Annotated in this window: 23 protein-coding genes and 1 pseudogene; 15 read left to right on the top strand and 9 right to left on the bottom strand. The window is 61.6% G+C overall.

Annotated features, from left to right (window positions below):
- Positions 1-82: 82 nt before the first annotated feature.
- Complete coding sequence (locus tag HMPREF2807_RS03110; RefSeq protein ID WP_046646979.1) at positions 83-835, bottom strand: M23 family metallopeptidase; 753 nt, start codon at positions 833-835, stop codon at positions 83-85.
- A gap of 368 nt (positions 836-1,203) precedes the next feature.
- Here HMPREF2807_RS03110 and HMPREF2807_RS03105 point away from each other — a divergent pair, with 368 nt between their 5' ends.
- The 3 genes from HMPREF2807_RS03105 to purH are packed head-to-tail and all read left to right on the top strand — an operon-like array spanning position 1,204 to position 5,085.
- Complete coding sequence (locus HMPREF2807_RS03105; protein ID WP_232751607.1) at positions 1,204-2,865, top strand: cell division protein PerM; 1,662 nt, start codon at positions 1,204-1,206, stop codon at positions 2,863-2,865.
- A gap of 40 nt (positions 2,866-2,905) precedes the next feature.
- Complete coding sequence (gene purN / locus HMPREF2807_RS03100) at positions 2,906-3,511, top strand: phosphoribosylglycinamide formyltransferase (RefSeq protein ID WP_070510429.1); 606 nt, start codon at positions 2,906-2,908, stop codon at positions 3,509-3,511.
- A 41-nt stretch (positions 3,512-3,552) separates the two neighbouring features.
- Positions 3,553-5,085, top strand: a complete 1,533-nt coding sequence (gene purH, locus HMPREF2807_RS03095; protein ID WP_070510427.1) for a bifunctional phosphoribosylaminoimidazolecarboxamide formyltransferase/IMP cyclohydrolase — start codon at positions 3,553-3,555, stop codon at positions 5,083-5,085.
- A gap of 222 nt (positions 5,086-5,307) precedes the next feature.
- Here purH and HMPREF2807_RS03090 read toward each other — a convergent pair whose 3' ends face one another.
- A complete protein-coding gene (locus HMPREF2807_RS03090; protein WP_070510425.1) occupies positions 5,308-6,126 on the bottom strand; it encodes a flagellar basal body-associated FliL family protein in 819 nt (272 codons plus the stop codon).
- 226 nt (positions 6,127-6,352) lie between these two features.
- On the opposite strand from HMPREF2807_RS03090, the gene HMPREF2807_RS03085 reads away from it, so the two are divergent.
- Both HMPREF2807_RS03085 and HMPREF2807_RS03080 read left to right on the top strand, forming a co-directional pair.
- Positions 6,353-7,234: a hypothetical protein gene (locus HMPREF2807_RS03085; protein WP_070510423.1), complete on the top strand. Its 882-nt coding sequence runs from the start codon at positions 6,353-6,355 to the stop codon at positions 7,232-7,234.
- 17 nt (positions 7,235-7,251) lie between these two features.
- Positions 7,252-8,112: a hypothetical protein gene (locus HMPREF2807_RS03080; protein WP_070510421.1), complete on the top strand. Its 861-nt coding sequence runs from the start codon at positions 7,252-7,254 to the stop codon at positions 8,110-8,112.
- 6 nt (positions 8,113-8,118) lie between these two features.
- Here HMPREF2807_RS03080 and HMPREF2807_RS03075 read toward each other — a convergent pair whose 3' ends face one another.
- Positions 8,119-8,766, bottom strand: coding sequence for a hypothetical protein (locus HMPREF2807_RS03075; protein WP_046646972.1), 648 nt, complete (start codon positions 8,764-8,766; stop codon positions 8,119-8,121).
- Positions 8,767-8,910: 144 nt separating this feature from the next.
- Between HMPREF2807_RS03075 and HMPREF2807_RS03070 the strand changes: the two genes are divergently transcribed.
- Both HMPREF2807_RS03070 and HMPREF2807_RS03065 read left to right on the top strand, forming a co-directional pair.
- The gene (locus HMPREF2807_RS03070) at positions 8,911-10,158 is read left to right on the top strand and encodes a serine/threonine protein kinase (RefSeq protein WP_070510419.1); all 1,248 of its coding nucleotides are present in this window, start codon (positions 8,911-8,913) and stop codon (positions 10,156-10,158) included.
- Between the two features lie 136 nt (positions 10,159-10,294).
- Positions 10,295-10,975: a hypothetical protein gene (locus HMPREF2807_RS03065; RefSeq protein ID WP_070510416.1), complete on the top strand. Its 681-nt coding sequence runs from the start codon at positions 10,295-10,297 to the stop codon at positions 10,973-10,975.
- Here the strand turns inward: HMPREF2807_RS03065 and HMPREF2807_RS03060 are convergent.
- The 6 genes from HMPREF2807_RS03060 to rpmB form a co-directional block, all read right to left on the bottom strand.
- On the bottom strand, positions 10,972-11,688 hold the full coding sequence (locus HMPREF2807_RS03060; RefSeq protein ID WP_070510413.1) for a TetR/AcrR family transcriptional regulator: 717 nt from the start codon (positions 11,686-11,688) through the stop codon (positions 10,972-10,974). The genes HMPREF2807_RS03065 and HMPREF2807_RS03060 overlap by 4 nt on opposite strands.
- A gap of 100 nt (positions 11,689-11,788) precedes the next feature.
- On the bottom strand, positions 11,789-12,571 hold the full coding sequence (locus tag HMPREF2807_RS03055) for a hypothetical protein (RefSeq protein WP_070510412.1): 783 nt from the start codon (positions 12,569-12,571) through the stop codon (positions 11,789-11,791).
- A gap of 218 nt (positions 12,572-12,789) precedes the next feature.
- Entirely contained in the window at positions 12,790-13,044 is a 255-nt protein-coding gene (gene rpsR / locus HMPREF2807_RS03050; RefSeq protein WP_010187626.1) for a 30S ribosomal protein S18, read from the bottom strand.
- 15 nt (positions 13,045-13,059) lie between these two features.
- Positions 13,060-13,365: a 30S ribosomal protein S14 gene (gene rpsN / locus HMPREF2807_RS03045; protein ID WP_010187625.1), complete on the bottom strand. Its 306-nt coding sequence runs from the start codon at positions 13,363-13,365 to the stop codon at positions 13,060-13,062.
- A 3-nt stretch (positions 13,366-13,368) separates the two neighbouring features.
- Positions 13,369-13,533 carry a 50S ribosomal protein L33 gene (gene rpmG / locus HMPREF2807_RS03040; RefSeq protein WP_010187624.1) on the bottom strand — a complete coding sequence of 55 codons (165 nt, stop codon included), beginning with the start codon at positions 13,531-13,533 and terminating at the stop codon, positions 13,369-13,371.
- A 2-nt stretch (positions 13,534-13,535) separates the two neighbouring features.
- Positions 13,536-13,772, bottom strand: coding sequence for a 50S ribosomal protein L28 (gene rpmB / locus HMPREF2807_RS03035; RefSeq protein WP_010187623.1), 237 nt, complete (start codon positions 13,770-13,772; stop codon positions 13,536-13,538).
- Between the two features lie 499 nt (positions 13,773-14,271).
- Here rpmB and HMPREF2807_RS03030 point away from each other — a divergent pair, with 499 nt between their 5' ends.
- The 8 genes and pseudogenes from HMPREF2807_RS03030 to HMPREF2807_RS13365 form a co-directional block, all read left to right on the top strand.
- The gene (locus tag HMPREF2807_RS03030) at positions 14,272-14,541 is read left to right on the top strand and encodes a type B 50S ribosomal protein L31 (protein WP_005530151.1); all 270 of its coding nucleotides are present in this window, start codon (positions 14,272-14,274) and stop codon (positions 14,539-14,541) included.
- A 15-nt stretch (positions 14,542-14,556) separates the two neighbouring features.
- On the top strand, positions 14,557-14,730 hold the full coding sequence (gene rpmF / locus HMPREF2807_RS03025) for a 50S ribosomal protein L32 (protein WP_010187615.1): 174 nt from the start codon (positions 14,557-14,559) through the stop codon (positions 14,728-14,730).
- A 266-nt stretch (positions 14,731-14,996) separates the two neighbouring features.
- Positions 14,997-15,695 (top strand): response regulator transcription factor, encoded by a 699-nt coding sequence (locus HMPREF2807_RS03020; RefSeq protein WP_049154197.1) that lies wholly within the window; start codon positions 14,997-14,999, stop codon positions 15,693-15,695.
- Positions 15,692-17,302, top strand: coding sequence for a HAMP domain-containing sensor histidine kinase (locus HMPREF2807_RS03015; protein WP_070510410.1), 1,611 nt, complete (start codon positions 15,692-15,694; stop codon positions 17,300-17,302). The genes HMPREF2807_RS03020 and HMPREF2807_RS03015 overlap by 4 nt, the downstream gene beginning before the upstream one ends.
- A gap of 111 nt (positions 17,303-17,413) precedes the next feature.
- Entirely contained in the window at positions 17,414-18,952 is a 1,539-nt protein-coding gene (locus HMPREF2807_RS03010) for a S1C family serine protease (protein WP_369816134.1), read from the top strand.
- 110 nt (positions 18,953-19,062) lie between these two features.
- Entirely contained in the window at positions 19,063-19,656 is a 594-nt protein-coding gene (locus HMPREF2807_RS03005) for a MogA/MoaB family molybdenum cofactor biosynthesis protein (protein ID WP_046646961.1), read from the top strand.
- Positions 19,656-19,922: a hypothetical protein gene (locus HMPREF2807_RS03000; RefSeq protein ID WP_070510408.1), complete on the top strand. Its 267-nt coding sequence runs from the start codon at positions 19,656-19,658 to the stop codon at positions 19,920-19,922. The genes HMPREF2807_RS03005 and HMPREF2807_RS03000 overlap by 1 nt, the downstream gene beginning before the upstream one ends.
- 230 nt (positions 19,923-20,152) lie before the next feature.
- Positions 20,153-20,358, top strand: a pseudogene (locus HMPREF2807_RS13365) (IS256 family transposase); the annotation flags it as partial.
- Positions 20,359-20,385: the final 27 nt, after the last annotated feature.

Below are 20,385 nucleotides of genomic sequence, written 5' to 3'. Positions count from 1 at the left end.
AGGTGGGGGAATGCACAAGGCGGTATAGGGCAACAGTGCCCTATACCGCCTTAGCGCTGGAGGAAGGATTTAAAAGCGTGGCTTAGCTGATGTTGATGCCGCGCTCTGCGAGCCACGGAATCGGGTCCACGGCGCCCTCGCCGGTGGGGTGAATTTCGAAGTGCAGGTGAGAACCGGTGGAAAAGCCCAGGGAGCCCATGCCGGCGATCTTCTGGCCAGCGTGGACGCGCTCGCCCACGGCGACGTCGAGGGTCTGCATGTGGCCGTAGACGCTCATGGAGCCATCATCGTGCTTGATGCGGATCCACTGGCCGTAGCCGGAGGCCGGACCGGAGTCGATGACGGTGCCGCCCATAACGGCGAGGATGGGGGTGCCCACGGCATTTGCGATGTCAATGCCGGAGTGGAAGGAGCCCCAGCGGGGGCCGAAGCCGGAGGTGAAAGTGCCCTCTGCGGGGCGGGCGATGGTCGGCGCGCGGTTGGCTTCATCGGCGGCGGCGCGGGCATCGGCGGCCTGGATGGCCTTGTCGAGCTGCGTAGCCAAGTCGGCGACCGGCTTGGACTCGGCGATGGCGAGGATCTGCGGGGCTGCGTCTTCGACGGCAGCCTGCGCGTTCTTCAGCGGATCGGTATCTGCCTGCAGGGTGTAGTCGACGGACTGTGCCTTGGTTTCCCCGGCGCCAGCGGATTGGATAGTACCTGCTGCTGCGCCGCCAACGCCTGCGGTGGATACGGCGCCTGCCGCAACAGTCATCACTGCCAGACGTCCCTTCGCGGTCTGTGCGGTGGTGATTTTGCGGTGGCGTCCTACGCTTCGCTGAGTCTTGCTTCGCATGAACTCTTCTTCCGTCCTCAATTCACTATCGCCCGCCCAGAGCAAACGTTACGTTTCAATCTGGGTGGTTATCCGATTGTGACCTTCCTGTTACCAACGAGATGTAACAGTAGCGTCTCGGCGAATGCAGAGCAAGCCAGATTGCGGTTTTTCTTCTGGATATCTGGGAAGAGCCGCACATAATGAAACGACAGCTGATTCCTGTGAATGAAGTGAATCGATCTCCGTGGAGTCGCCGGGGCTTTCCGTGGTCGGCATGAGTAGTGCGCACTCGTGAAGTTTTCCTTCGGGGGTGCACCGCACCATTTAGCGCTTACCTCGCCGCGCCACCCCCGGTGGGGGAGGGGGCCGTGGCAAAGTGGACGCCGATGAATAAGAACACGAGTCCCCAGTCCAGATCGTCAGCGCGCCCACGCGCGCACGTGCGTGGGCGCGGTGATAGTGCTGAGCACTCTGAGCGCGGGCACCGCAGAGATCGTCGAGATCCAGCGCAGCGCATCAAAGGGGTCGAGTCCGACAAAGCTCGCGCCCGCCGCGCGCAGGCCCCTACCACGCTCCGCGGGCGTATTCGCCGCATGCTCATTGTCGTCGGCGTTCCGAACCTCGTCGTCGTGCTGGGCATTCTCGTGGTCGCTATCGCGGCACTGCTTCTGACAAGTTCCCCGTCGGCATGGCTGCCCACCATCGTCGGGGAAGCATGGATGGTCTTTAACCTTGCGCCTATCCGCGCGGGCGGTGTTGACGTGGGCTTTATCCCGGTTCTGCCTGCGCTGCTCCTAACCTGGCTGGTGGGGCGGCGCGTGCGGGCGGCGGTTAAGGATAAGGCAAGCATTAATGACCTCATCGTTTTGAGCGTGTGCGTGTTGCTGGTTCCCTTAGCCCTTACTGTCATCGCATGGCTGATGCTGTGGGACGCTGGCAAGGTCTACGATGTTTCCCCTCCGGAGCTGTACCGTGTGCTTCCCCGTATGTTGTTATTGCATGCGGTCGCCCTCATTGGTGGAATGGGCCCACGCCTGTGGAAGGCCCTGGCCAAGCGCAGCGGGGTCCCCCGCGTGTTCGTCGATGCCGCCCAGATAGGCTTGAGCTACCTCGGATACCTTTTTGCTGCTGGTTTCATTCTCGCGGTGGTCTTGTGGGGAGTCGGTTGGACGCGTCAATCAGAGATGCTCGCCGAGTATCCAGTCCTTAATGCATTGGGAACCGCCGGTCTTTTCCTGCTGAGCGTTCTCTACCTCCCGAACGCTGCCGTTGCTGCGGGAGCGGTGCTGAGCGGTTCGGAGCTACACATCGGTGAAGGCACCAGCGTGAGCCTCTTTAGCGGCCACGTGGTTCCGCTTCCACCGCTGCCGTTGGCTGCCGCAGTTCCACCGTCGATTAGTTCCTGGGCTGCTGTCCTGCTGATTGTTCCCGCCGTTGCGGCGGTGGTGGCGTTTTACCGTCGCCGCGCACTGGTCTCCTTCCAGGTTGCGCTCGTGGCCACCGTCACCGCCGCGGTAGCCGCACTCGTGGCTGTGTACGGCGTGTCCGGCGCGCTGGGCGTATACGGCTACACCGGTCCCGAGGTATGGACCGCAGTGGGTCTGAGCTGTCTGTGGTGCCTAGTCGTGGGATGTGCATTCGCAACGGCACAGGCAGTGACGGCGTGGCGTGCGCGCCGCGCGGCTGCCCCTGAAGCGCCCACAGAGACTGAAGAGGCCGTGCACACACCCGTCAACGCGGCGAACGCTGTGCCGGTTTCTGCCTTGCTTGACGACGCCCCCGACACAGCCGTTGTCGCAGAGTCCACGACCGAGACCGAGACTAAACCCGAGGATGACGTGGACGAGGACAGCGAGCCCGAGCCCGAGGCCGAGGCCGAGCCTGAAGCCGAGCCTGAGGTCGGCAGCGATGCGGATGCTGAGGTGATTGACGCCGAAGTCGTCGAATCGGACGAGACCGAGGGGGACGACGAGCAGCCAGTCGAGGAGGCAGAACCAGAGGAAGAAGATGTGTCTGAGGCAGAGGACGAGGCCCCCTCAAAGGAGTAAAATTCCCCGGTTCAGGGCGGCAGCGGCTAGGCTGTAGCGCGTGACTACACCGCACCAGCCCGCTGCTTCTGCCCGCCTTAACGTCGTGGTACTTGTTTCTGGAACCGGCTCCTTGCTCCAGGCCATCCTCGATGGCCAGGATGAGCGCTATGGCGTCGTGAAGGTCGTCGCGGACGTGCCCTGCCAAGGCATCGAGCGCGCGCAGGCGGCGGGAATCGCCACCGAGGTCGTAGAGATGGGTGCTGACCGCACCGAATGGAATAAGCGTCTGGTTGCCGCAGTGGATTCTGCGCAACCAGACGTTGTTGTTTCTGCAGGTTTTATGAAGATCCTGGGGAAGGATTTTCTGGATCGCTTCGAAGGTCGCACCATCAATACCCACCCCGCGCTCTTGCCCGCCTTCAAAGGCGCGCACGGCGTGCGCGATGCGCTGGCCTACGGCGCCAAGGTCACAGGCTCGACCGTCCACTTCGTAGATGCCGGCGTCGATACCGGCGCCATCATTGCCCAAGAGCCCGTGCGGGTCTTGCCGGGGGATGATGAGGCCAGCTTGCACGAGCGCATCAAAGTGGTCGAAAAAGAACTCATCGTTGCCGTCCTTCGCGCCACGCGCGTGAAGGGCGAGGAACTCAGTATTCAGCTCTAACTACCTCTCATTACCGCAAGGAAGGCTTAAGTCCCCGTACCATGAGCGAAGATCGTAAGAACATCAAGCGCGCACTCATCAGCGTGTACGACAAGACCGGTTTGGAGGACCTTGCCCGGTCCCTGGATAAGGCCGGCGTGGAGATCGTTTCCACCGGTTCCACCGCGAAGAAGATCGCGGACTTGGGCATTGAGGTCACGCCCGTCGAGAAGCTCACCGGCTTCCCGGAGTGCCTCGAGGGTCGAGTCAAGACCTTGCACCCGCGCGTGCATGCGGGGATCCTGGCGGATACCCGCAAGGAGGACCACCTGAAGCAGCTGGAGGAGCTGGAGGTGGATCCGTTCCAGCTCGTCGTGGTGAACCTGTACCCCTTCCGTGAGACGGTGGCTTCTGGCGCAGACTTTGATGGCTGCGTGGAGCAGATCGATATCGGTGGCCCGTCCATGGTGCGCGCGGCTGCCAAGAACCACCCGTCTGTTGCTGTGGTCGTGGATCCGGCTCGCTACGGCGAGGTAGCTGACGCTGTGGCCAACGGCGGCTTTACCCTGGAGCAGCGCCGCGGTCTGGCCCGCGATGCCTTCCTGCACACCGCTGATTACGACGCCGCGGTGTCCGCATGGTTCGTCGATCAGCTCAGCGACGGTGACGTGACCACGCCGCTGCGCTACGGCGAGAACTCTCACCAGAAGGCAACCGTGACCCGCATCGGTACCACTGGTTTGGCCAACGCGAAGCAGTTCAACGGCAAGGAGATGAGCTACAACAACTACCAGGATGCCGACGCCGCCTGGCGCGCCGCTTGGGATCACGAGCGCCCGTGCGTGGCCATCATCAAGCACGCCAACCCGTGCGGCATCGCGGTGTCTGAGGAGTCCATCGCGGCTGCTCACCGCGCGGCTCACGCCTGCGACCCGATGTCTGCCTTTGGCGGAGTCATCGCTGTGAACCGCGAGGTCACCGTGGAGATGGCCGAGCAGGTCAAGGAGATTTTCACCGAGGTTATTGTGGCTCCGTCCTACGAGGAAGGCGCCATCGAGGTCCTCAAGGCCAAGAAGAACCTGCGCGTGCTGCAGGCAGAGCATGAAGCGCCCAAGGAGGAAGTTAAGTTCATCTCCGGCGGCATGCTCACCCAGGAGCCGGATACCTACCAGGCAGAGGGCGATAACCCGGCCAACTGGACCCTGGCTGCTGGTGAGGCTCTGAATGAGTCCGACCTGGCGCAGCTGGAGTTCGCCTGGCGTTCCGTTCGTGCGGTGAAGTCCAACGCCATCTTGCTGGCCAAGGACAACGCCACCGTGGGCGTGGGCATGGGCCAGGTCAACCGCGTGGACTCTGCAAAGCTGGCAGTCGAGCGCGCTAACACGCTTGCCGACGGCACCAACCGCACCGAAGGTTCCTTCGCTGCTTCCGATGCCTTCTTCCCCTTTGCCGATGGCCTGGAGGTTCTCCTCGAGGCTGGTGTCAAAGCCGTGGTTCAGCCGGGTGGTTCCATCCGCGATGAAGAGGTCATTGAGGCCGCTCAGAAGGCTGGCGTGACCATGTACTTCACCGGCACTCGCCACTTCTTCCACTAAGCCTGGCAAAGGCGCTGCCATGGGCAGCACACAGCCGTCTCCTTCATTCTTGCGCACCACTGCGTGGGAAGGGGAGGCGGCTTTCGCATGCACGCGAGCTATCCCTCGAGGACAATAACTGCCCTAAACGACGAAGTTATGCGCCGCCACCGCGGTCAGAGCCTATAACTTTGGCAACAAGGGCAGCTTCGGCGCCACGGCGTGATGGCCCGGCGGTGCGCGCTACTGCGCGTGGAGGGAAGCCACCGCGAAGCCAGAGTTGTCCGCGGGATTGCCGCGGGCGTCCTTATAAGTAAAAGTAAAGCGCAGTTCCTGGTGGTCTGCGATGTTGATGGGCATTTCGAGAGCTTCCTCTGCTGGAACCTCGAAGGAGGCCAGCTCAGCACCGTCAGCGCCGTTGACGGTAACGGTGGCACTGGCAACGTTCGTATTTGCGCGGTCATCGCTAAATCCAAAGACAGCGATAAGTTGGCTGTGTCCTTCGCTCAGCTGCACGTCAGCGATGTTGGTGCTGCCGGACTGCGAGACATAGGAATCCGGGAAGAACGTGCGGGCAATGACTACGCCGCCTGCTTCCAAGTCGGTGTCGATGCGCGCGGACGTGGTGATTGGAGCTCCCGCGAGCGAGGCGGTCGTCGTCGGCTCAGAGGAGGCACCGGTCTGCGAATCGTCGGAGGATTCGCGGCCCCAGATAAACCACGCGCCCACACCGAGGACCACAGCCAGCACGATGAATAGGGAGATCAGCGCCGCAATAGCGCCGCTGAATCGTCCCTTGCCTTGTGGAGGAGCAGGCGCGGAGTACTGGGACGGCTGGGGTTGGGGCGGCGGTGTAGGTGCGCCACCACCGAAGGAGGACGGCGCGGGGGCACCTGTTGGCTGCCCACCAAACGGCGGTGTGTTGCCAAAGCCACTCGGGCGAGCCTGTGGCTGGCCGGGTGGAACGGGAGAACCGCCGGGGCGGCCAAACCCGGGGGAACCGAAGCCGGAAGGGCCGGAGTTATGCGGCGGCGTGCCCGAAGGGCCGGTAGGAAAAGTCATGGCGGGAGAATAACAGCCTTTCCGTGCGCAGGAAGGTGGAGTATAAGAGGTACCTCTAACAATCTAAACTCTGTGACACCGTCTGTGTGGTGTGAGGGACACTCCCGTGGGAGTACTCCCCACCGCGTACGAACGCCACCGTCACCAGTGCGGCTGTGTAAAGATAGTAAAGATAGAAACGTGCCCACAGGGCGCACTCGACATGTCTAGATCTACGGAGGCCTCGGTGACTGATTCAGATCGCAACCATGGATTCGGCTCCCAGCACCCGCAAGGAAATGGTGGCCAGCCACAGCCTTCCCGCAAGGAAACTCACCCGGACACTGTGGATTTTGAGGCCCCGCCCACCCAGGAACGCCCCGTGCACCCTCGGGCCTTCCCGCAGGAAGGTGAGCGCAACTACTCCAACCCCTTCGCCCACTCCGGAGCGCAAGGCAACTACGCCCAGCAGCAGTTTCCCACCCAGCAATTCCCGCCCCAGTCAGCACCGCAGGGCGGCGGCCAGTACGAACAACAGCCGTTTGCTTATTCCACTGCTTATTCGGAGAGCGCGCCGGCGCACCGTGGTTCCGGCAACGGCGGAAAGTATGTGCTCATCGCCGTGCTGATCCTGGCGGTGCTGCTCGTCATTGCCGCGCTGGCCTACCTTATCTTTTTCAAAAATAGCGGCACGGGAACTCAGGCTGATGCGCCCCTGACCACCGCGGCGCAGCTCACCGAGGACAACGACGACACCCAAGAGACGGTTTCTGCGGCGGATGAGGCGGAAAAGACCACGGAGAAAACTACGACGAGCTCCGCCTCACAGAAACGCCCGGAGCACCCCGACTTGCCTGCGGGGGCGATACCGGCGAACGACGCCGCGCGGAAAAATGAGCCCGGCGGCAACTTCAACAGCGTCTACCGCGGCACTGAGGTGACGTCGGAGCCATTCGCCAACGCAGTGCGCGACGAGTACGTCAAGCACTGGGTGGATACCCATGAGTATGACGCCACGATTGAGGCCTACAGCCCAACCACCAAGCAGAACTACACAATGGATTGCTCCGATAACGGTGAATTTGTCACCTGTAAAGGTGGCAACAATGCGGTTGTGTACATCCTCTAATGCGCAGGCGGTCAACGATGAAACAAGCAGCACGAGTGGTGATCGCGGGGATTGCGGTGGCGTCGCTAAGCGCCTGCACCATCGGCGATGTCTCCGCACCGGAGCAACCCACGGCAGCGAGCAGCCCCCAGCCCACCCTGCCTGAGTCCACCCCCGAAAAGGAGCCACCCGTGATTGAGGCCTCCGACATCCACGAAGCCCTCGAAGCCATCGCTGCCGACAACCCGGGGACCGGAATCGCGGTGGCCGGCGCAGATACCGTCGCCGCAGCAGGCATCACAGACCCGCAGTCCGCATGGTCCACAGCGAAGGTGCCGCTGGCCATTGCCGCCGAGCGCGCCGGCGTGGCCGATCCGGAGACCGTGTCGCGGGCGATTACCTTTTCCGATAATGCCGCGGCCGATTCCCTCTGGGAGGCACTCGGCGGGGGAGAGCACGCCGCGCAGGCAACCCAGGAGATCATCGGCACGGCTACTGTCCCCGCCACGCCACCGCGCCCCGGCTTTAGTGCATTTGGCCAAACGCAGTGGCCGGTAGCCGAGCAAGCAGAGTTTGTCGCCGCCCTGGGATGTCAGCAGGGCACTGACCCCGTTCTGGCAGCCATGGGACAGCCCGATCCCGCACAGCAGTATGGGCTGGGCACCCTCGAAGGAGCAGTCATGAAGGGCGGCTGGGGCCCAGCCGAGGACGGGGCCTATGAAGCCCGCCAGATGGGGCTTGTCCCACTGGGCGGGCACACGGTGGCGGTTGCCATCTATGCCAAGGCCGAATCCGGGAACTACGGAGAAGCCCAGCAGATGCTCACGCGCCTAGTCAAGCAGCTCGCCGCCGCCGAGGTGGAATGGCCCGATGCAGGCTGTCAGCAAGGCGCGGTCTAAGGACCCCTAGCGCGGCCAGTAATCCTCGAAGGTCCCGGCCTCGCCATCGATGTCATAGTCCGTGCCGCGGATGGTGAGTACGGAACCGGTGTCCTCACCGCTGGTGGGGTCGAGGATGGAGGCGGTATAGGAGCTGCCTTCACCCCGGGCCGGTCCGAAAGCGGCACCGCTAGACCACACGCCGCGGTAGAAGAGCGAGTCCTGCTTTTCGCAGATAACGATGTGCGAAACCGGATCGGAACCTGCGGCGGCGAAGACCATGTCCTCGCCCTGCTGGCAACGCGCCTCCGGGTAGTCGGACCAGCCGGCGGCGGTAAGGCCCTCTGGGACGTCAGCAGCTCCAGGGCTGGCTGAGGTCTCTGGTGCTTCCTCGCTCGGCGCGCCTTCCGTGTCTTCTTCTTGGTCGTCTTCTGGTGAGGTTTCTTCCACGGAGGCTGGCGTGTGCTCCGAGGATTCGGCAGTACTGGGGGTTTCCTGGCCGGTGGAGCGGACGTGATTCCAGATCACGGCACCGGAAATCAGGAGTGCGATAAGGATGGCGATCGCGCAGATGATCGGAACGAGGTTGCGCTGGTCGGGCTGGGTCTGTTGAGGCCCGCCGTGCACAGGGCTCGTGTGCTCGTAGGGGTTAGTGCCAAATCCTGGGGTGGTCATAGGGTCCTTGGAAAACTATAGAGAACAACAGGTAGCATAACTGGCTCCCGCATGCCTGACTGAACCACGGTGAAGTCCCCTCCATTTGGGGGCGATGGGACATGGCACCCCCATGCTTGGTTGTGCATATGATGCAATGGGGCGGTGACTAATTCCTACTTCGTGCAATGGCTGACCCAGCAGAAGCGGTACACCAACGTGTACCTGCTGGGTGAAGGCGGCATGGGGCAGGTCTTCCATGCCACCGATCCGGATCTTTCTCGTGAGCTTGCCGTCAAGGTGCTGCTGGATGATGTCCGCGATGAAGCCTCCCACGCCCGCTTCAACAACGAAATGAAGGCGCTGACCAAGATTGGCAGTCACCCGGGAGTGGTCCAGTTCTATTCCAAGGAGTCCACGCCGCGCGGTGACGACGTCATGATGATGGCGTTCATCGACGGCGGAACCCTGGCGCACGCCATCCGGGAACGCGCGCAGGAAGGCCGGGGGTTTAGCGTGGCTGAGGTGGTCTACTACCTCACGCCGATTGCCTCGGCGCTGGACTACATGCACCACGAGCTACACCCCGGGTGGGTACACCGCGATATCAAGCCCGCCAATATCCTGCTTCGCAAGGACCCGGGCAGCCTGCCGCCTGCCGTGCTCAGCGATTTCGGGATCAGCATCGAAGAGGGGCAATCCCGTCTGACGAAGGTTGGCCACATCGTGGGCACTGAAAAGTACCTGGCCCCGGAAAATAATGGTCATGCCTACGGCGATGACGATATGTCGGCGCGCGCGGATGACTACTCGCTAGCGCTTATTGCATTCGAGATGCTCACGCTGCATCACCTCAAGGACACGATGCCGCGCAGTGAGTGGGAAGGGCAGCGGCGCATCCCGGACTTGTCCAGCGATGCTTTCACGACGTTCCTCGCGAAGGACACCGCACGGGTGGTGACTCAGGTGCAGACTGTCCTGAACAAGGCGCTGGATAGCGTGCCCATGCAGCGCTATGCGCGCGCCCAGGATTTCATTGCCGCGCTTGGCGACGTCTCCCGTTCCCAGCCCACCACCAACCGGGTGACGGAACCCGCGCAGCCACGGCAGGCAAAGACCCCTGGGCAGCCGACGCAACACTGGCCGCGACCTGCCGGTTCCTTTGGGTCTGTCGAGCAGGCTATACCGACCGGTTTTGTGGCTCCCGCCAACCCGGTCGCCTCACCCGGGACGGTATCTCCCTCCACGCCGGTGACTCCTGCGGTACCGGGGGCTACCGTTCACAAGCGTGCCGCGGCAGAGCCTAGAGCTGCCAAGTCAGCCGCAAAGGATAATCAGAACGCTCTGATCATCACAGTCACCGTTGTTGTCATCATCCTCATTTTCGTGGTGACATGGGCCATCGTGTCCTAGTCCCCAACAAGCTGGGGCAAGCGGCTTGTCCCCGCAGTACTGTGGTGAGAGCCGCTACACTGTAGGGCATTGTTGAGGCATATCGCCGAGCCGAAAGGCGATGTGCGCGAATTTCCAGCCGCCTACGGAGGTGTCCATGAGCCAGCAACAGCCACTCCCATCGCACGACGCGCCCCGAGGGCCCAGGTTGCGCATCGATGACCTGATCGGCGGCGTGCTGGTCATGGCACCGGGCGAGGAAGTCGTCGTCGGTCGCGCTGGTGACTTCCGGGTCGGCGAGGGGGACCTCACCCTGCACCGTCAGCTTTTCCAACTGTGGTACGGCGGTCAAGGCTGGATGATCTGCAACGTAGGCAGCCACATTCCGCTGCGCATCGAGCTGCGCGGGGTTAAGGGATTCTCCCGCATCGATCTCGGCCCGCGCTCGGTGGCGGCCGTGCCGCCGGGCCCGTCACGAATTACGTTTGAAACCCCGGAATGCCCCTACGAGCTTTACATCGATGTCGAAAACAGCAACTACTCGCGTCGGACTAAGCGCGAGCAGGACCTCGATGAGGAGCGCACCCGCACCCGCCATGTGCCCAACGATGAGCAGGAGGAGCTGCTTTGCCAGCTAGCCAGCTACCTCAAGAAGCCGGGCTCAACTGATGCCGATATTCCCTCGGTGCGCGAGATTGCTGAGGCTCTGGACTGGACCGAAAAGAAAACCAACCACAAGATGGATCGCCTCGTGGACAGTCTTCGGGCGGACGGCGAAAAGGCCTATAAACCGTATAAGACCTTCTTGGCGCATTACGCCATCCGGCACGGTCGTTAGCGCGCCGTCTTCTTGCGGTCGGCTGCGGCAGCGGCGGCTGCCGAGATGGAGTCGTTGCGGTTCTTCAGCAGTTCCAAGGTAGTGGCTTCGGCGTTGTCGGGAGGGGTGGTGCCGAGGACTGCTAGGGCGGCGTCGGCAAGCATGGCGGATTGCTCCGGCACGCGCTGCGAGGCGTCGAAAGGCGCGGTGCCATCGTTGGGGCGCATCTCAATGACGGAAAGCGCGATGTGGAAAGGAAGCTCCACGCGCGGGTCATCATCACCAACAATGCCAGCGGCGGCCGTGCGGAAGTGATCCTTGAGGCGATCACGCTGCTCGTGGTACTCGCCGAACTCCGGGGAGTTAGCCACCGGAAGCTGGTACAGGCGGCCCACGTTCCACGCCGAAGTCAAGAGCAGGCGGGACTCCGCGGCCACCAGGGACCACAGGCGCTGCGCCGGCGCTGCATCCGAGGCCGCGAGCTCCTCCGCCAGCTCGAGTGAGGGCTCGATGGTGGAATTCAGCAGCGTGAGGAAGATATCCGTCTTGGAAGGGAAGTGATAGTACAGCGATGCCTGCCGGATACCGACGGCATCGGCGATCTGGTGCGTCGAGGTTGTCGCAAAGCCCTGGGTGGTGAAGAGCTCGGATGAGGCATCCAGGATTTCCTCGCGCGCGGTGTTTCCCCGGCGGCGTGGGCTATTCTTCCTTGGCCTGCCAACGCTACCTGCCATGAGGCGGACTCCCTTCGATAAAATTCACGTAATAACTGACGGCAAGTCAGTAATCGTACACCCCGCCGCGAACGGCGTTCGTCAAAGCGTAGCTTTGACTTCAGCTAACCACATTACCGTGCCGGATCATGATGGATTCGACGGCAGCGGAGACTGTGCGGCACGCCGAGCCGTAGGCGGTGCGGTCCAATGGCGGAAGGTCTTCGAGAATAATGCTGTGCTTATCGACGCCCTCGTACCACCGCCCCAATTCCAGCGCGATGCCCGTGCCCCACGCCAGGCTCAGGCCTTCTGCCTCGGCCGCGGTGAGCAATTCGCGTTCCACGCCAATGGCAAGGCGGTCAGGGGTGGGTCGAGGAGCCGGCGCTGCCCAGCGGGCTATGGCCGAAACGGGGGCGAGTAGGGAACGGCGAATGGACACCTCGGCGGAGCGGTCCGGCAGCCCGTCCACGAGCTTGAGGGGCGCTGGCCGCTGCGATACAGCCTCGGCATAGAGTTCCTCCTCGCCGCCGGTGCCCAGCGGCAGGCCGGCGTCAGCGCGAGTTGAGGCGCATTCCGCGACTGCGCCGCAGGGCAATCCGGCCTCGATGATGACTTGCTCCAGCTGCTCGTCGGCGCCCAGCCAGGTGATGGGAAGTGAGGGGAGAAGATCCCCGCGGGCGGCAGCGCCTGTCAGCCGCACAGGGCTAGCAAGGCCTGGGGAGCGAACAATATCGGTGACCACGCGGGAAAACCACGCCGCAAGCTCGACCCCGTCAGCCCGGTGGGCGGTGGCATTGCGCAGAAGGTCCTGGGCTTCTTCCAATAGTCCACGCGCATGGGCGGGGGAGTGGCAGTGGGCGGCTAGTTCGCTGAGATCGGTAAGGGATTCGTGCAGCGGCATCAGGTGTTAGTTGCCTTTCCGTCAGGGGCTTTCTAGCTCTTCAATGTAGCACTGGGAATTTGCGGGGCGGCAGAGCAACTGCCCTAACCGCGAAAACGACGACCGCCGCCTACCTGCCCCGAGGTGGGGAAGGAGGCGGCGGCCTGAAAGCTCTTTTGTCCTGTCCTAGTGAGTCACGAGTACAGCGGCAAAAGTGCGCTGTTGAAACCAGCTAGTGTTTAGCGGGACGTGAACGGCAGGAGAGCCATTTCGCGTGCGTTCTTGACGGCAGTAGCAACCTGACGCTGCTGCTGCGGGGTCAGACCGGTGACGCGACGGGAGCGGATCTTGCCGCGGTCGGAGATGAACAGACGCAGGGTCTTGATCTCCTTGTAGTCAACCTTCTCAATGCCCTCGGCCTTGAGCGGGTTCTTCTTCGGGCGGCGGGTCTGCTCCATACGGAACTTCTTGTGGTTATTACGCTTGACAGCCATTGTATGGGTACCCCTTTACCAGCTGGACTTGCGAACGCCCGGCAGCTCACCACGGTGAGCCATGCCGCGCATACGGACACGGGACAGACCGAACTTGCGGAGGTAACCGCGCGGACGTCCATCAGCGGAGTCGCGGTTACGGACGCGGACGCGGGCGGCGTCGCGCGGCTGACGGTTCAGCTCGAACTGCGCCTCGAGGCGCTCTTCGTCCGGGGTGTTCGGGTTCTTAATGATTGCCTTGAGCTCAGCGCGACGCTCCGCGTAGCGGGCGACGATTTCCTTGCGCTGCTCGTTCTTGGCGATCTTTGACTTCTTAGCCATAAATTATCGCTCCTCGCGGAATTCGACGTGCTTGCGGACGATCGGATCGAACTTCTTCAAGGTGATGCGATCCGGGTTGTTGCGCTTGTTCTTACGGGTCACGTAGGTGTAACCGGTGCCCGCAGTGGACTTCAGTTTGATGATTGGACGGATGTCATTACGTGCCATCTTTAGATCTTCTCCCCACGTGCGCGAATCTTAGCCACGACGGACTCGATGCCATCGCGGTCGATGATCTTCATGCCCTTGGTGGAAACGGTCAGGGTGATGGTACGGCCCTCAGAGGGCAGGTAGTACCGACGACGCTGCACGTTGGGGTTCCAACGGCGCGAGGTGCGGCGGTGCGAGTGCGAGACCTGCTTGCCGAATTCCGGCTTGCGGCCCGTTACCTGGCAAATAGCCGACATGGGTCTTCTTTCTCCTAGCCGCCCACATCGAAAGCGACTAACGGAGGCCTATTTCCGCGGTGAGGCGCGGCGCTCGAAAAAGTGAGGTTGAGCAGGAGGCTTAATCCGTTGAACACCAGTTGATGGGGGCGTAAAACGATTACTTTGACAACAGCAAGGGGAAATCTTACATGCCACAGCCTGCAGAACCTAATCACCGCCGGCATGCGGGCCGGCGTGGATACCTCTGATCTATACCTGATCTATGGCGCGTTCCTGCCGAAGGGGCAGGTGAGGGGCGTGGTTGTGGATTTTGTCCGTCGGAGCGCGGCGGTGGCGGCCGGAGCGATTTCGGTTTTAATGCTGGTGGCCTGTAGGATATGTCAAGTTGTCGGCACGAGCCGCACAGTTTGTAAGTATAGAGACCCAACTCGGGCACGATCCTTTCACACTTCCTTCCACGCCGGAGATGTGTTGCGGAAGGAACCGACCCGTAGTTCAACCCTGAGGGAATCGACATATGAAGAAAGATATCCACCCGGATTACCACCCGGTGGTCTTCAAGGATGCCGGTACCGGCCACTCCTTCCTGACCAAGTCCACCGCTACCTCCGATCGCACCGTTGAGTGGGAAGACGGCAACGAGTACCCGCTCATCGTCGTTGACGTCACCGCTGAGTCCCACCCGTTCTGGACCGGTGCCCAGCGCGTTATGGATACCGCTGGCCGCGTTGAGAAGTTCAACCAGCGCTTCGGTGCAATGGCTCGCCGCAAGAAGAAGAACGCGTAAGGAGGATAGGAAAAGATGGCAACTCCTAAGTTTAAGAAGTCCCGCGCGAACACCCACTCTCGCCGTTCCCAGTGGAAGGCTGACAACGTCGCCCTCCAGGAAGTCACCATCGACGGCCAGACCGTGCGCATCCCGCGCCGTCTGGTGAAGGCCGCCAAGCTCGGCCTGGTCGACGTGGAGCAGTTCTAAGGCTTTCTAAGCCTCAAGGCTGCGAATTCTGCCCCGAGGGATTCACCCTTTCTGAGTGAATCCCTCGGGGCATTTGTGTTGGCCTAGTTGCCCGCTGCAGTGACTCATTCTCGAGGCTGCAGTGCTTGGCTGCGGTGCCTTTCTTGTCTGGGCGTTCGCTGATGCCACGGGTAGTGGGGTGAATAAAATCTTAAGGGGTGATTTAAGGGGGCGAAAGAACTAGGCCCACTTCGTGAATGCGCCTTAGATAGGACATAATTGGAAACATGAAGATTCTTGTCGTGGATGACGAGCAAGCCGTACGCGAATCGCTTCGCCGCTCCTTGAAGTTTAATGGCTACGACGTAATGTTGGCCGCCGATGGCGTAGAGGCTGTCGAGATGGTCCACAGGGAGAACCCAGGACTGCTCATCCTCGATGTGATGATGCCGAACATGGACGGCTTGGAAGTCTGCCGAACCTTGCGCAGTGAGGGTTGGGACCGTCCAATCCTCGTGCTCACGGCTCGTGATGGCGTGTCTGACCGCGTTGCAGGGCTCGATGCGGGTGCCGACGATTACCTGCCCAAGCCTTTCGCTCTTGAAGAGCTTTTGGCTCGTGTTCGTTCCCTGGTCCGTCGTGCTGCTGCGGAGTCGATCAGCAAGCAGCAGCCCGTTGAAACCCAGCTGAGTTTTGAGGACCTCAAGCTCGATGCCGATACGCGCGAAGTCACCCGTGGTGACCGTCAGATTTCACTGACTCGCACCGAATTCGCCTTGTTGCGCCTGCTCATGGAGAACCCTCGCAAGGTGCTCTCCCGCAACACCATCTTGGAAGAAGTATGGGGCTATGATTTCCCCACCTCCGGAAACGCTCTCGAGGTGTACATCGGCTACCTGCGTAAGAAGACCGAAGAAGATGGCGAGCCGCGTCTTATCCACACTGTGCGTGGCGTCGGCTATGTCATGAGGGAGGCTATCGCGTGATTTTGCGGAGGCCCGCGCCCGACGCGGTGCCTTCTGAAGACCTAGATTCCACGGCGTGGTTGGGCCTGTCAGGTCGTCGCGGCTGGGCTTCGCGGGCGCCGCTTCGGTGGCGCCTTTCTTTGGTTACCGGTGTCGTTGTCGCTGTCTCGGTGGCAGTGATGACGTTGGTGACCTACTGGTTGGTTGCGGCGTCGATGACGGCGAGCGTCGATAAGCAAATCATGCAGCAAGCGGATGTGCTGATGGAGCAGGCGCAGGATCCTCGATTCGTGGAGAATATCGATCAGGAGATCGCCTCTTTTAAGCTCTACAACCCTTCGACGAAGGTCTCTATCTCTCCGCCAGCAGCCACCTTTTCCTATGGTGATGCCTTGCCGGTGGGTGGGGACTTTAAACCGGACGGGGACACCATGGAAAGCTCCATTCGCACCCTGGGTGGTGAGCGCGTGCTGGCCAAATATCAGGAAGGTGGTGCCACGGTAGTCCTGGCCAAAGACCTTGGTTCCACTGAGGAGATCGTGTCCGCGGTGGGCTCCGCGCTGCTGATCATCGTGGCCTTTGGCGTGCTGCTTTCCGTCTTCGCAGGAATGGTGGTGTCCAAGACCGGCATGGAGCCGATCGCTCGCCTCAAGCGGGCTGCCGATTACGTGACGCAGACCAATGACCTGCGGCCGATTGCCGTGGAGGGCAACGATGAAATGGCACAACTTACTGTGTCCTTTAACCGAATGCTTTCCGCCCTGCAGCACGCGCGCGTGCAACAATCGCAGTTCGTGGCTGATGCCGGCCACGAACTTAAAACCCCACTGACGTCCATGCGGACGAACATTGAGCTTCTCATGATGCTCAACAAGTCCGGTGGTGGGTTCGGCATCAGTGAGGAAGACCGGCGTGACCTCGAAGATGACGTGATGGCGCAAATGTCTGAATTGGCCACGCTGATCGGTGACCTCGTGGACCTAGCGCGTGAAGACGCTACTGAGAAGGAACCGGAGCCCGTTGAACTGCACGAAGTGTTGGAGCATTCGCTCAACCGTGCCAAGCGCCGCCGTCCTGACGTGGACTTCCGCGTGCGGTTTATCCCGTGGATGATCGACGGCGATCCTTTTGCCCTGGGCCGCGCCACCCTCAACCTCATGGACAATGCTGCGAAGTGGTCCCCGCCGACGGGGACCGTGCGCGTGTCCATGCGGCAAATCGCTCCTGACAAGGTGCGCCTGCGCGTTGACGATTCCGGCCCCGGCATCGCTCCGGAGGAACGGGATAAGGTATTTGAGCGCTTCTACCGTTCTGCTGAAGCCCGTGCCATGCCGGGATCCGGATTGGGCCTAGCAATCGTGAGATCTGTGGTGGAGAGGCACAACGGAGAGATCACCATCAAGGATTCCGCCGACAGCGGAACACGCATGGAGGTTATCCTGCCAGGGCACCCCACCGAAGGTGATGCATTGGTGGACGGGCTGGAAGACTTGCCCTCCGATTTCCAGTCCGAACTCTCCGCTGAGCAGCAGTCAGCGGGGCAGTTACAAGACCCCGTGGTGGGCCAACCGAAGGAGCACAACGACCGCGGCCATATCTTTGCGGAGCGGTGGTTCAATCAGGGCTAGTGTGTCGGGGATCACCCCAGCTCAAGGCGCACAGGAAACGCCCAGCTTCTCGTAGCACACTGGCAGACTAGTAACAGATGCGCGCCAGCGCGGTGGTGCACACTACCTGACATGAATATGAGGAATTCGAGCATGGATAATCCCATGGACAGCCCGCAGAACTCTGACGGACGGGGACAGCCACAGCAGCGACGCGAGGTACCTTCTGCGGGAAGCGGATCGAATGGCTGGAACCAGCCGCGGTCGGATACACCGAGGCAAGGCGGACAGTCGCCCTACGGAAGCCAGGCGGGGCAGGGAGCCCAGCCTTCGTCTTTTGGCAACCAGCCTTCCCAGGCACCTTACGGGGCGCAGGCGCCGTATGGCGGTTCGAATTATGGATTCGGTCAACAAAATCAGCAGCGTTTGGCAGCACAGCAGCCATCGGCAGGGCAGCACTCGCAGGAGGGAATACAGCCTTATGCCGGTCAGCGCTACACTGCGGCGCATGCTGGTGATCAGAACCAGTTCTTCGGGGGCCAAGAGGGATCAGGCGTACGGGTCGTGGAACCGAGCGATGAGCCTAAGACCAAGCGCAAGGTCGGCCTGGTGTCCATGATGCTCGTAGCCGCCATCGCTGCCGTCGGTGTTACCGGCGCGGTGGTCGGAACGGTGGGCAAAGACAAGTCCTCCACCTCGACGGTCAATGAGGTTCTGGAGCGCCAGCCGGTGGCCAACAGCACCGGTAAAGAGCCCGCCGACGGCTCCGTCGAGGACGTGGCATCGAAGGTACTTCCAGCAGTGGTATCCATTTACTCCATTACCCGCTCCGGCGGTGCCGAGGGCTCGGGCTCGATTATTTCCCCGGACGGCTACGTGTTGACCAATCACCACGTCGTCGCCGGCGCGGATCAAGGCGGGCGCTTGGAAGTGACCATGAATGATGGTTCGCGCCACAGCGCCACGTTTGTGGCCTCGGATGCGACCACGGACGTTGCTGTCATCAAGATCGATGACGTTAACGATCTTCCCTTCCTACAGTTCGGTGATTCGGACGCAGCCGCGGTGGGGCAAGAGGTCGTTGCCGTAGGTTCCCCGTTGGGACTCAACGCTACGGTGACTTCCGGAATTGTCTCGGCGAAGAACCGTCCCGTCCGTGCTTCGCAGGAAGGTGGGGAGTCCTCGCTGATCGACGCCATCCAGACCGACGCCGCCGTCAACCCAGGCAACTCCGGTGGCCCCTTGGTGGACATGGAAGGCAACATCATTGGCATGAACTCGATGATTGCCTCGCTGTCGGGTGGTTCGAATTCCGAGGGCGGTTCCATCGGTCTGGGATTCGCTATTCCCTCGAACTTTGCCAAGCGGATGGCCGATGAGCTCATCAACAATGGCAAGGTCAAACACCCAACCTTGGGTGTTAAGGTCCGCGCGCAAAGCGACACCCTTGGTGCGGAGATCGTCGATGTAGAACGTGATAGCCCAGCCGATAAGGCAGGGCTCAAGTCTGGTGACGTGGTCACCCGCGTCAACGATCGGCTTATTGAAAGCTCTGATGCCCTCATCGCGGCAACCCGTTCCCAGGAGTTCGGCGCGACCGTGACCTTGGAGGTACGGAGTCGAGACAGCGAAGATGTGAGAAAGGTAGAGGTAACGCTGGCAAGCGAGTAAGTTAACAAATACTTGGGCGGTGCGTGAGCGCCGCACGAATACCGCACCCTGAGACCTTGTGAAGAAACCACTACCGGAAGATTCCGTCCCTACCTTTAAGGAGAACCTCCGTGGCAGAAAACACCGACGCAACTGAGTTGCTGGGGCGCGATGCCTCACGCGAACTCGATGATGTCACCGAACCAGATGATGCCTTCCTTATCGCGAGCGAACAAGAACAAAGCGTTCAAGCACCGCGCCGCGCGCTCGTCGTCATCGTTACCGACCACCCAGATGATGCAGCGCAGGACACGTCGCGCTTGGCGGGCGAACTGTTGGCTGAAGCTGATTTCACCGTCGACGGCGCAGTAATCGTTCGTTCCAAGAAGTCCAAGATCCGGCAGGCGATTGAAACCGGCGTGGTTGGGGGCGTTGACTTGGTTCTCACGATTGGTGGCACGGGCGTTGGCCCGCGCGATAAGACCCCAGAGGCGACTCGCGCGGTGCTGGACCAAATGGTGCCTGGCGTGGCGCAGGCCCTGCGCTCGTCCGGCCAAGCATGCGGTGCGGTGGATGCGTGCACATCCCGCGGCATTTCGGGAGTGTCTGGTTCAACGGTGATTGTCAACGTCGCGTCTTCCCGCGCGGCGGTACGTGATGGCATGGCTACGCTGACCCCCTTGGTGCACCACCTCGTTGATCAGCTGCAGAAGTCCAGCGTCTAATGGCTGATTCCACACCGCGTACCCCGCGTGCGCGCCGTCGCGTGAAGCGTCCGTCGACGGCCGAGAATTACGATCGCAGTTTTGATGTTCCTCACGGGCCAATGTCTGGGGCCGCTGGCTCTTCTTCCGTCGCAGGGGCCGATGAGCTGCGCACCGTGAGCTTTGAGGCGGACGCAGGCGGCCCCGGTGGTGACAGCGAGGACGAGGCCACGGGAGAGGCCTTCTACCGCGAGAACATGCCGCCGCATTTTGGCACCACGCAGTAGTGCGTGAGCAGCGGGCGGAGGCATAAGAGAATCCCGCAGAACTGGCTTAAGGGACATTTCGTGTGGATAGATCGATGTGGATTACTGGAACAGCCTGGGATAATGCCTTGATCTTGATTTGGAATCGGTTCCAACGGGCCGATCTGTGAAATCAACACCGAATAACACTAGGTCTGTGGTAGGTAAGCCGCAGCTGGTGCAGTTAGGTCAATTCCTATGGCGACTTCCGCACTGAAGCCCCTGTACCTCCACTGGGGCTAGCCAGGCATCAAGACTTCGGCCGCAATTGGGGAGAGCGGCATACGCGGCCTGGGCAAAAGAAGAACTCACACGACGCGGCCACCCCGACGGGCGACCTGCCACATTCGATACCGGCATCGACAATGAGTGGAACCCCAGCTTAGGCATAAGAAAAGGCTGGGCCGGACGCTCCTAAATCCACACGAAATGTCCCTTAGCGCGA

The organism is Corynebacterium sp. HMSC074A09 (genome assembly GCF_001811545.1).
Taxonomy (GTDB): domain Bacteria; phylum Actinomycetota; class Actinomycetes; order Mycobacteriales; family Mycobacteriaceae; genus Corynebacterium; species Corynebacterium hiratae.
The sequence above is the reverse complement of the archived record's forward strand: the minus strand, read 5'-3'. Positions and strand labels throughout refer to the sequence as shown.

What these genes read in the sequence shown, in the direction of transcription:
- HMPREF2807_RS03110 (WP_046646979.1), bottom strand. Translation starts at nt 835, where the DNA reads ATGCGAAGCAAGACTCAGCGAAGCGTAGGACGCCACCGCAAAATCACC.
- HMPREF2807_RS03105 (WP_232751607.1), top strand. Translation starts at nt 1,204, where the DNA reads ATGAATAAGAACACGAGTCCCCAGTCCAGATCGTCAGCGCGCCCACGC.
- purH (WP_070510427.1), top strand. Translation starts at nt 3,553, where the DNA reads ATGAGCGAAGATCGTAAGAACATCAAGCGCGCACTCATCAGCGTGTAC.
- HMPREF2807_RS03090 (WP_070510425.1), bottom strand. Translation starts at nt 6,126, where the DNA reads ATGACTTTTCCTACCGGCCCTTCGGGCACGCCGCCGCATAACTCCGGC.
- HMPREF2807_RS03080 (WP_070510421.1), top strand. Translation starts at nt 7,252, where the DNA reads ATGAAACAAGCAGCACGAGTGGTGATCGCGGGGATTGCGGTGGCGTCG.
- HMPREF2807_RS03075 (WP_046646972.1), bottom strand. Translation starts at nt 8,766, where the DNA reads ATGACCACCCCAGGATTTGGCACTAACCCCTACGAGCACACGAGCCCT.
- HMPREF2807_RS03065 (WP_070510416.1), top strand. Translation starts at nt 10,295, where the DNA reads ATGAGCCAGCAACAGCCACTCCCATCGCACGACGCGCCCCGAGGGCCC.
- HMPREF2807_RS03060 (WP_070510413.1), bottom strand. Translation starts at nt 11,688, where the DNA reads ATGGCAGGTAGCGTTGGCAGGCCAAGGAAGAATAGCCCACGCCGCCGG.
- HMPREF2807_RS03055 (WP_070510412.1), bottom strand. Translation starts at nt 12,571, where the DNA reads ATGCCGCTGCACGAATCCCTTACCGATCTCAGCGAACTAGCCGCCCAC.
- rpsR (WP_010187626.1), bottom strand. Translation starts at nt 13,044, where the DNA reads ATGGCTGTCAAGCGTAATAACCACAAGAAGTTCCGTATGGAGCAGACC.
- rpsN (WP_010187625.1), bottom strand. Translation starts at nt 13,365, where the DNA reads ATGGCTAAGAAGTCAAAGATCGCCAAGAACGAGCAGCGCAAGGAAATC.
- rpmG (WP_010187624.1), bottom strand. Translation starts at nt 13,533, where the DNA reads ATGGCACGTAATGACATCCGTCCAATCATCAAACTGAAGTCCACTGCG.
- rpmB (WP_010187623.1), bottom strand. Translation starts at nt 13,772, where the DNA reads ATGTCGGCTATTTGCCAGGTAACGGGCCGCAAGCCGGAATTCGGCAAG.
- HMPREF2807_RS03030 (WP_005530151.1), top strand. Translation starts at nt 14,272, where the DNA reads ATGAAGAAAGATATCCACCCGGATTACCACCCGGTGGTCTTCAAGGAT.
- rpmF (WP_010187615.1), top strand. Translation starts at nt 14,557, where the DNA reads ATGGCAACTCCTAAGTTTAAGAAGTCCCGCGCGAACACCCACTCTCGC.
- HMPREF2807_RS03020 (WP_049154197.1), top strand. Translation starts at nt 14,997, where the DNA reads ATGAAGATTCTTGTCGTGGATGACGAGCAAGCCGTACGCGAATCGCTT.
- HMPREF2807_RS03010 (WP_369816134.1), top strand. Translation starts at nt 17,414, where the DNA reads ATGAATATGAGGAATTCGAGCATGGATAATCCCATGGACAGCCCGCAG.
- HMPREF2807_RS03000 (WP_070510408.1), top strand. Translation starts at nt 19,656, where the DNA reads ATGGCTGATTCCACACCGCGTACCCCGCGTGCGCGCCGTCGCGTGAAG.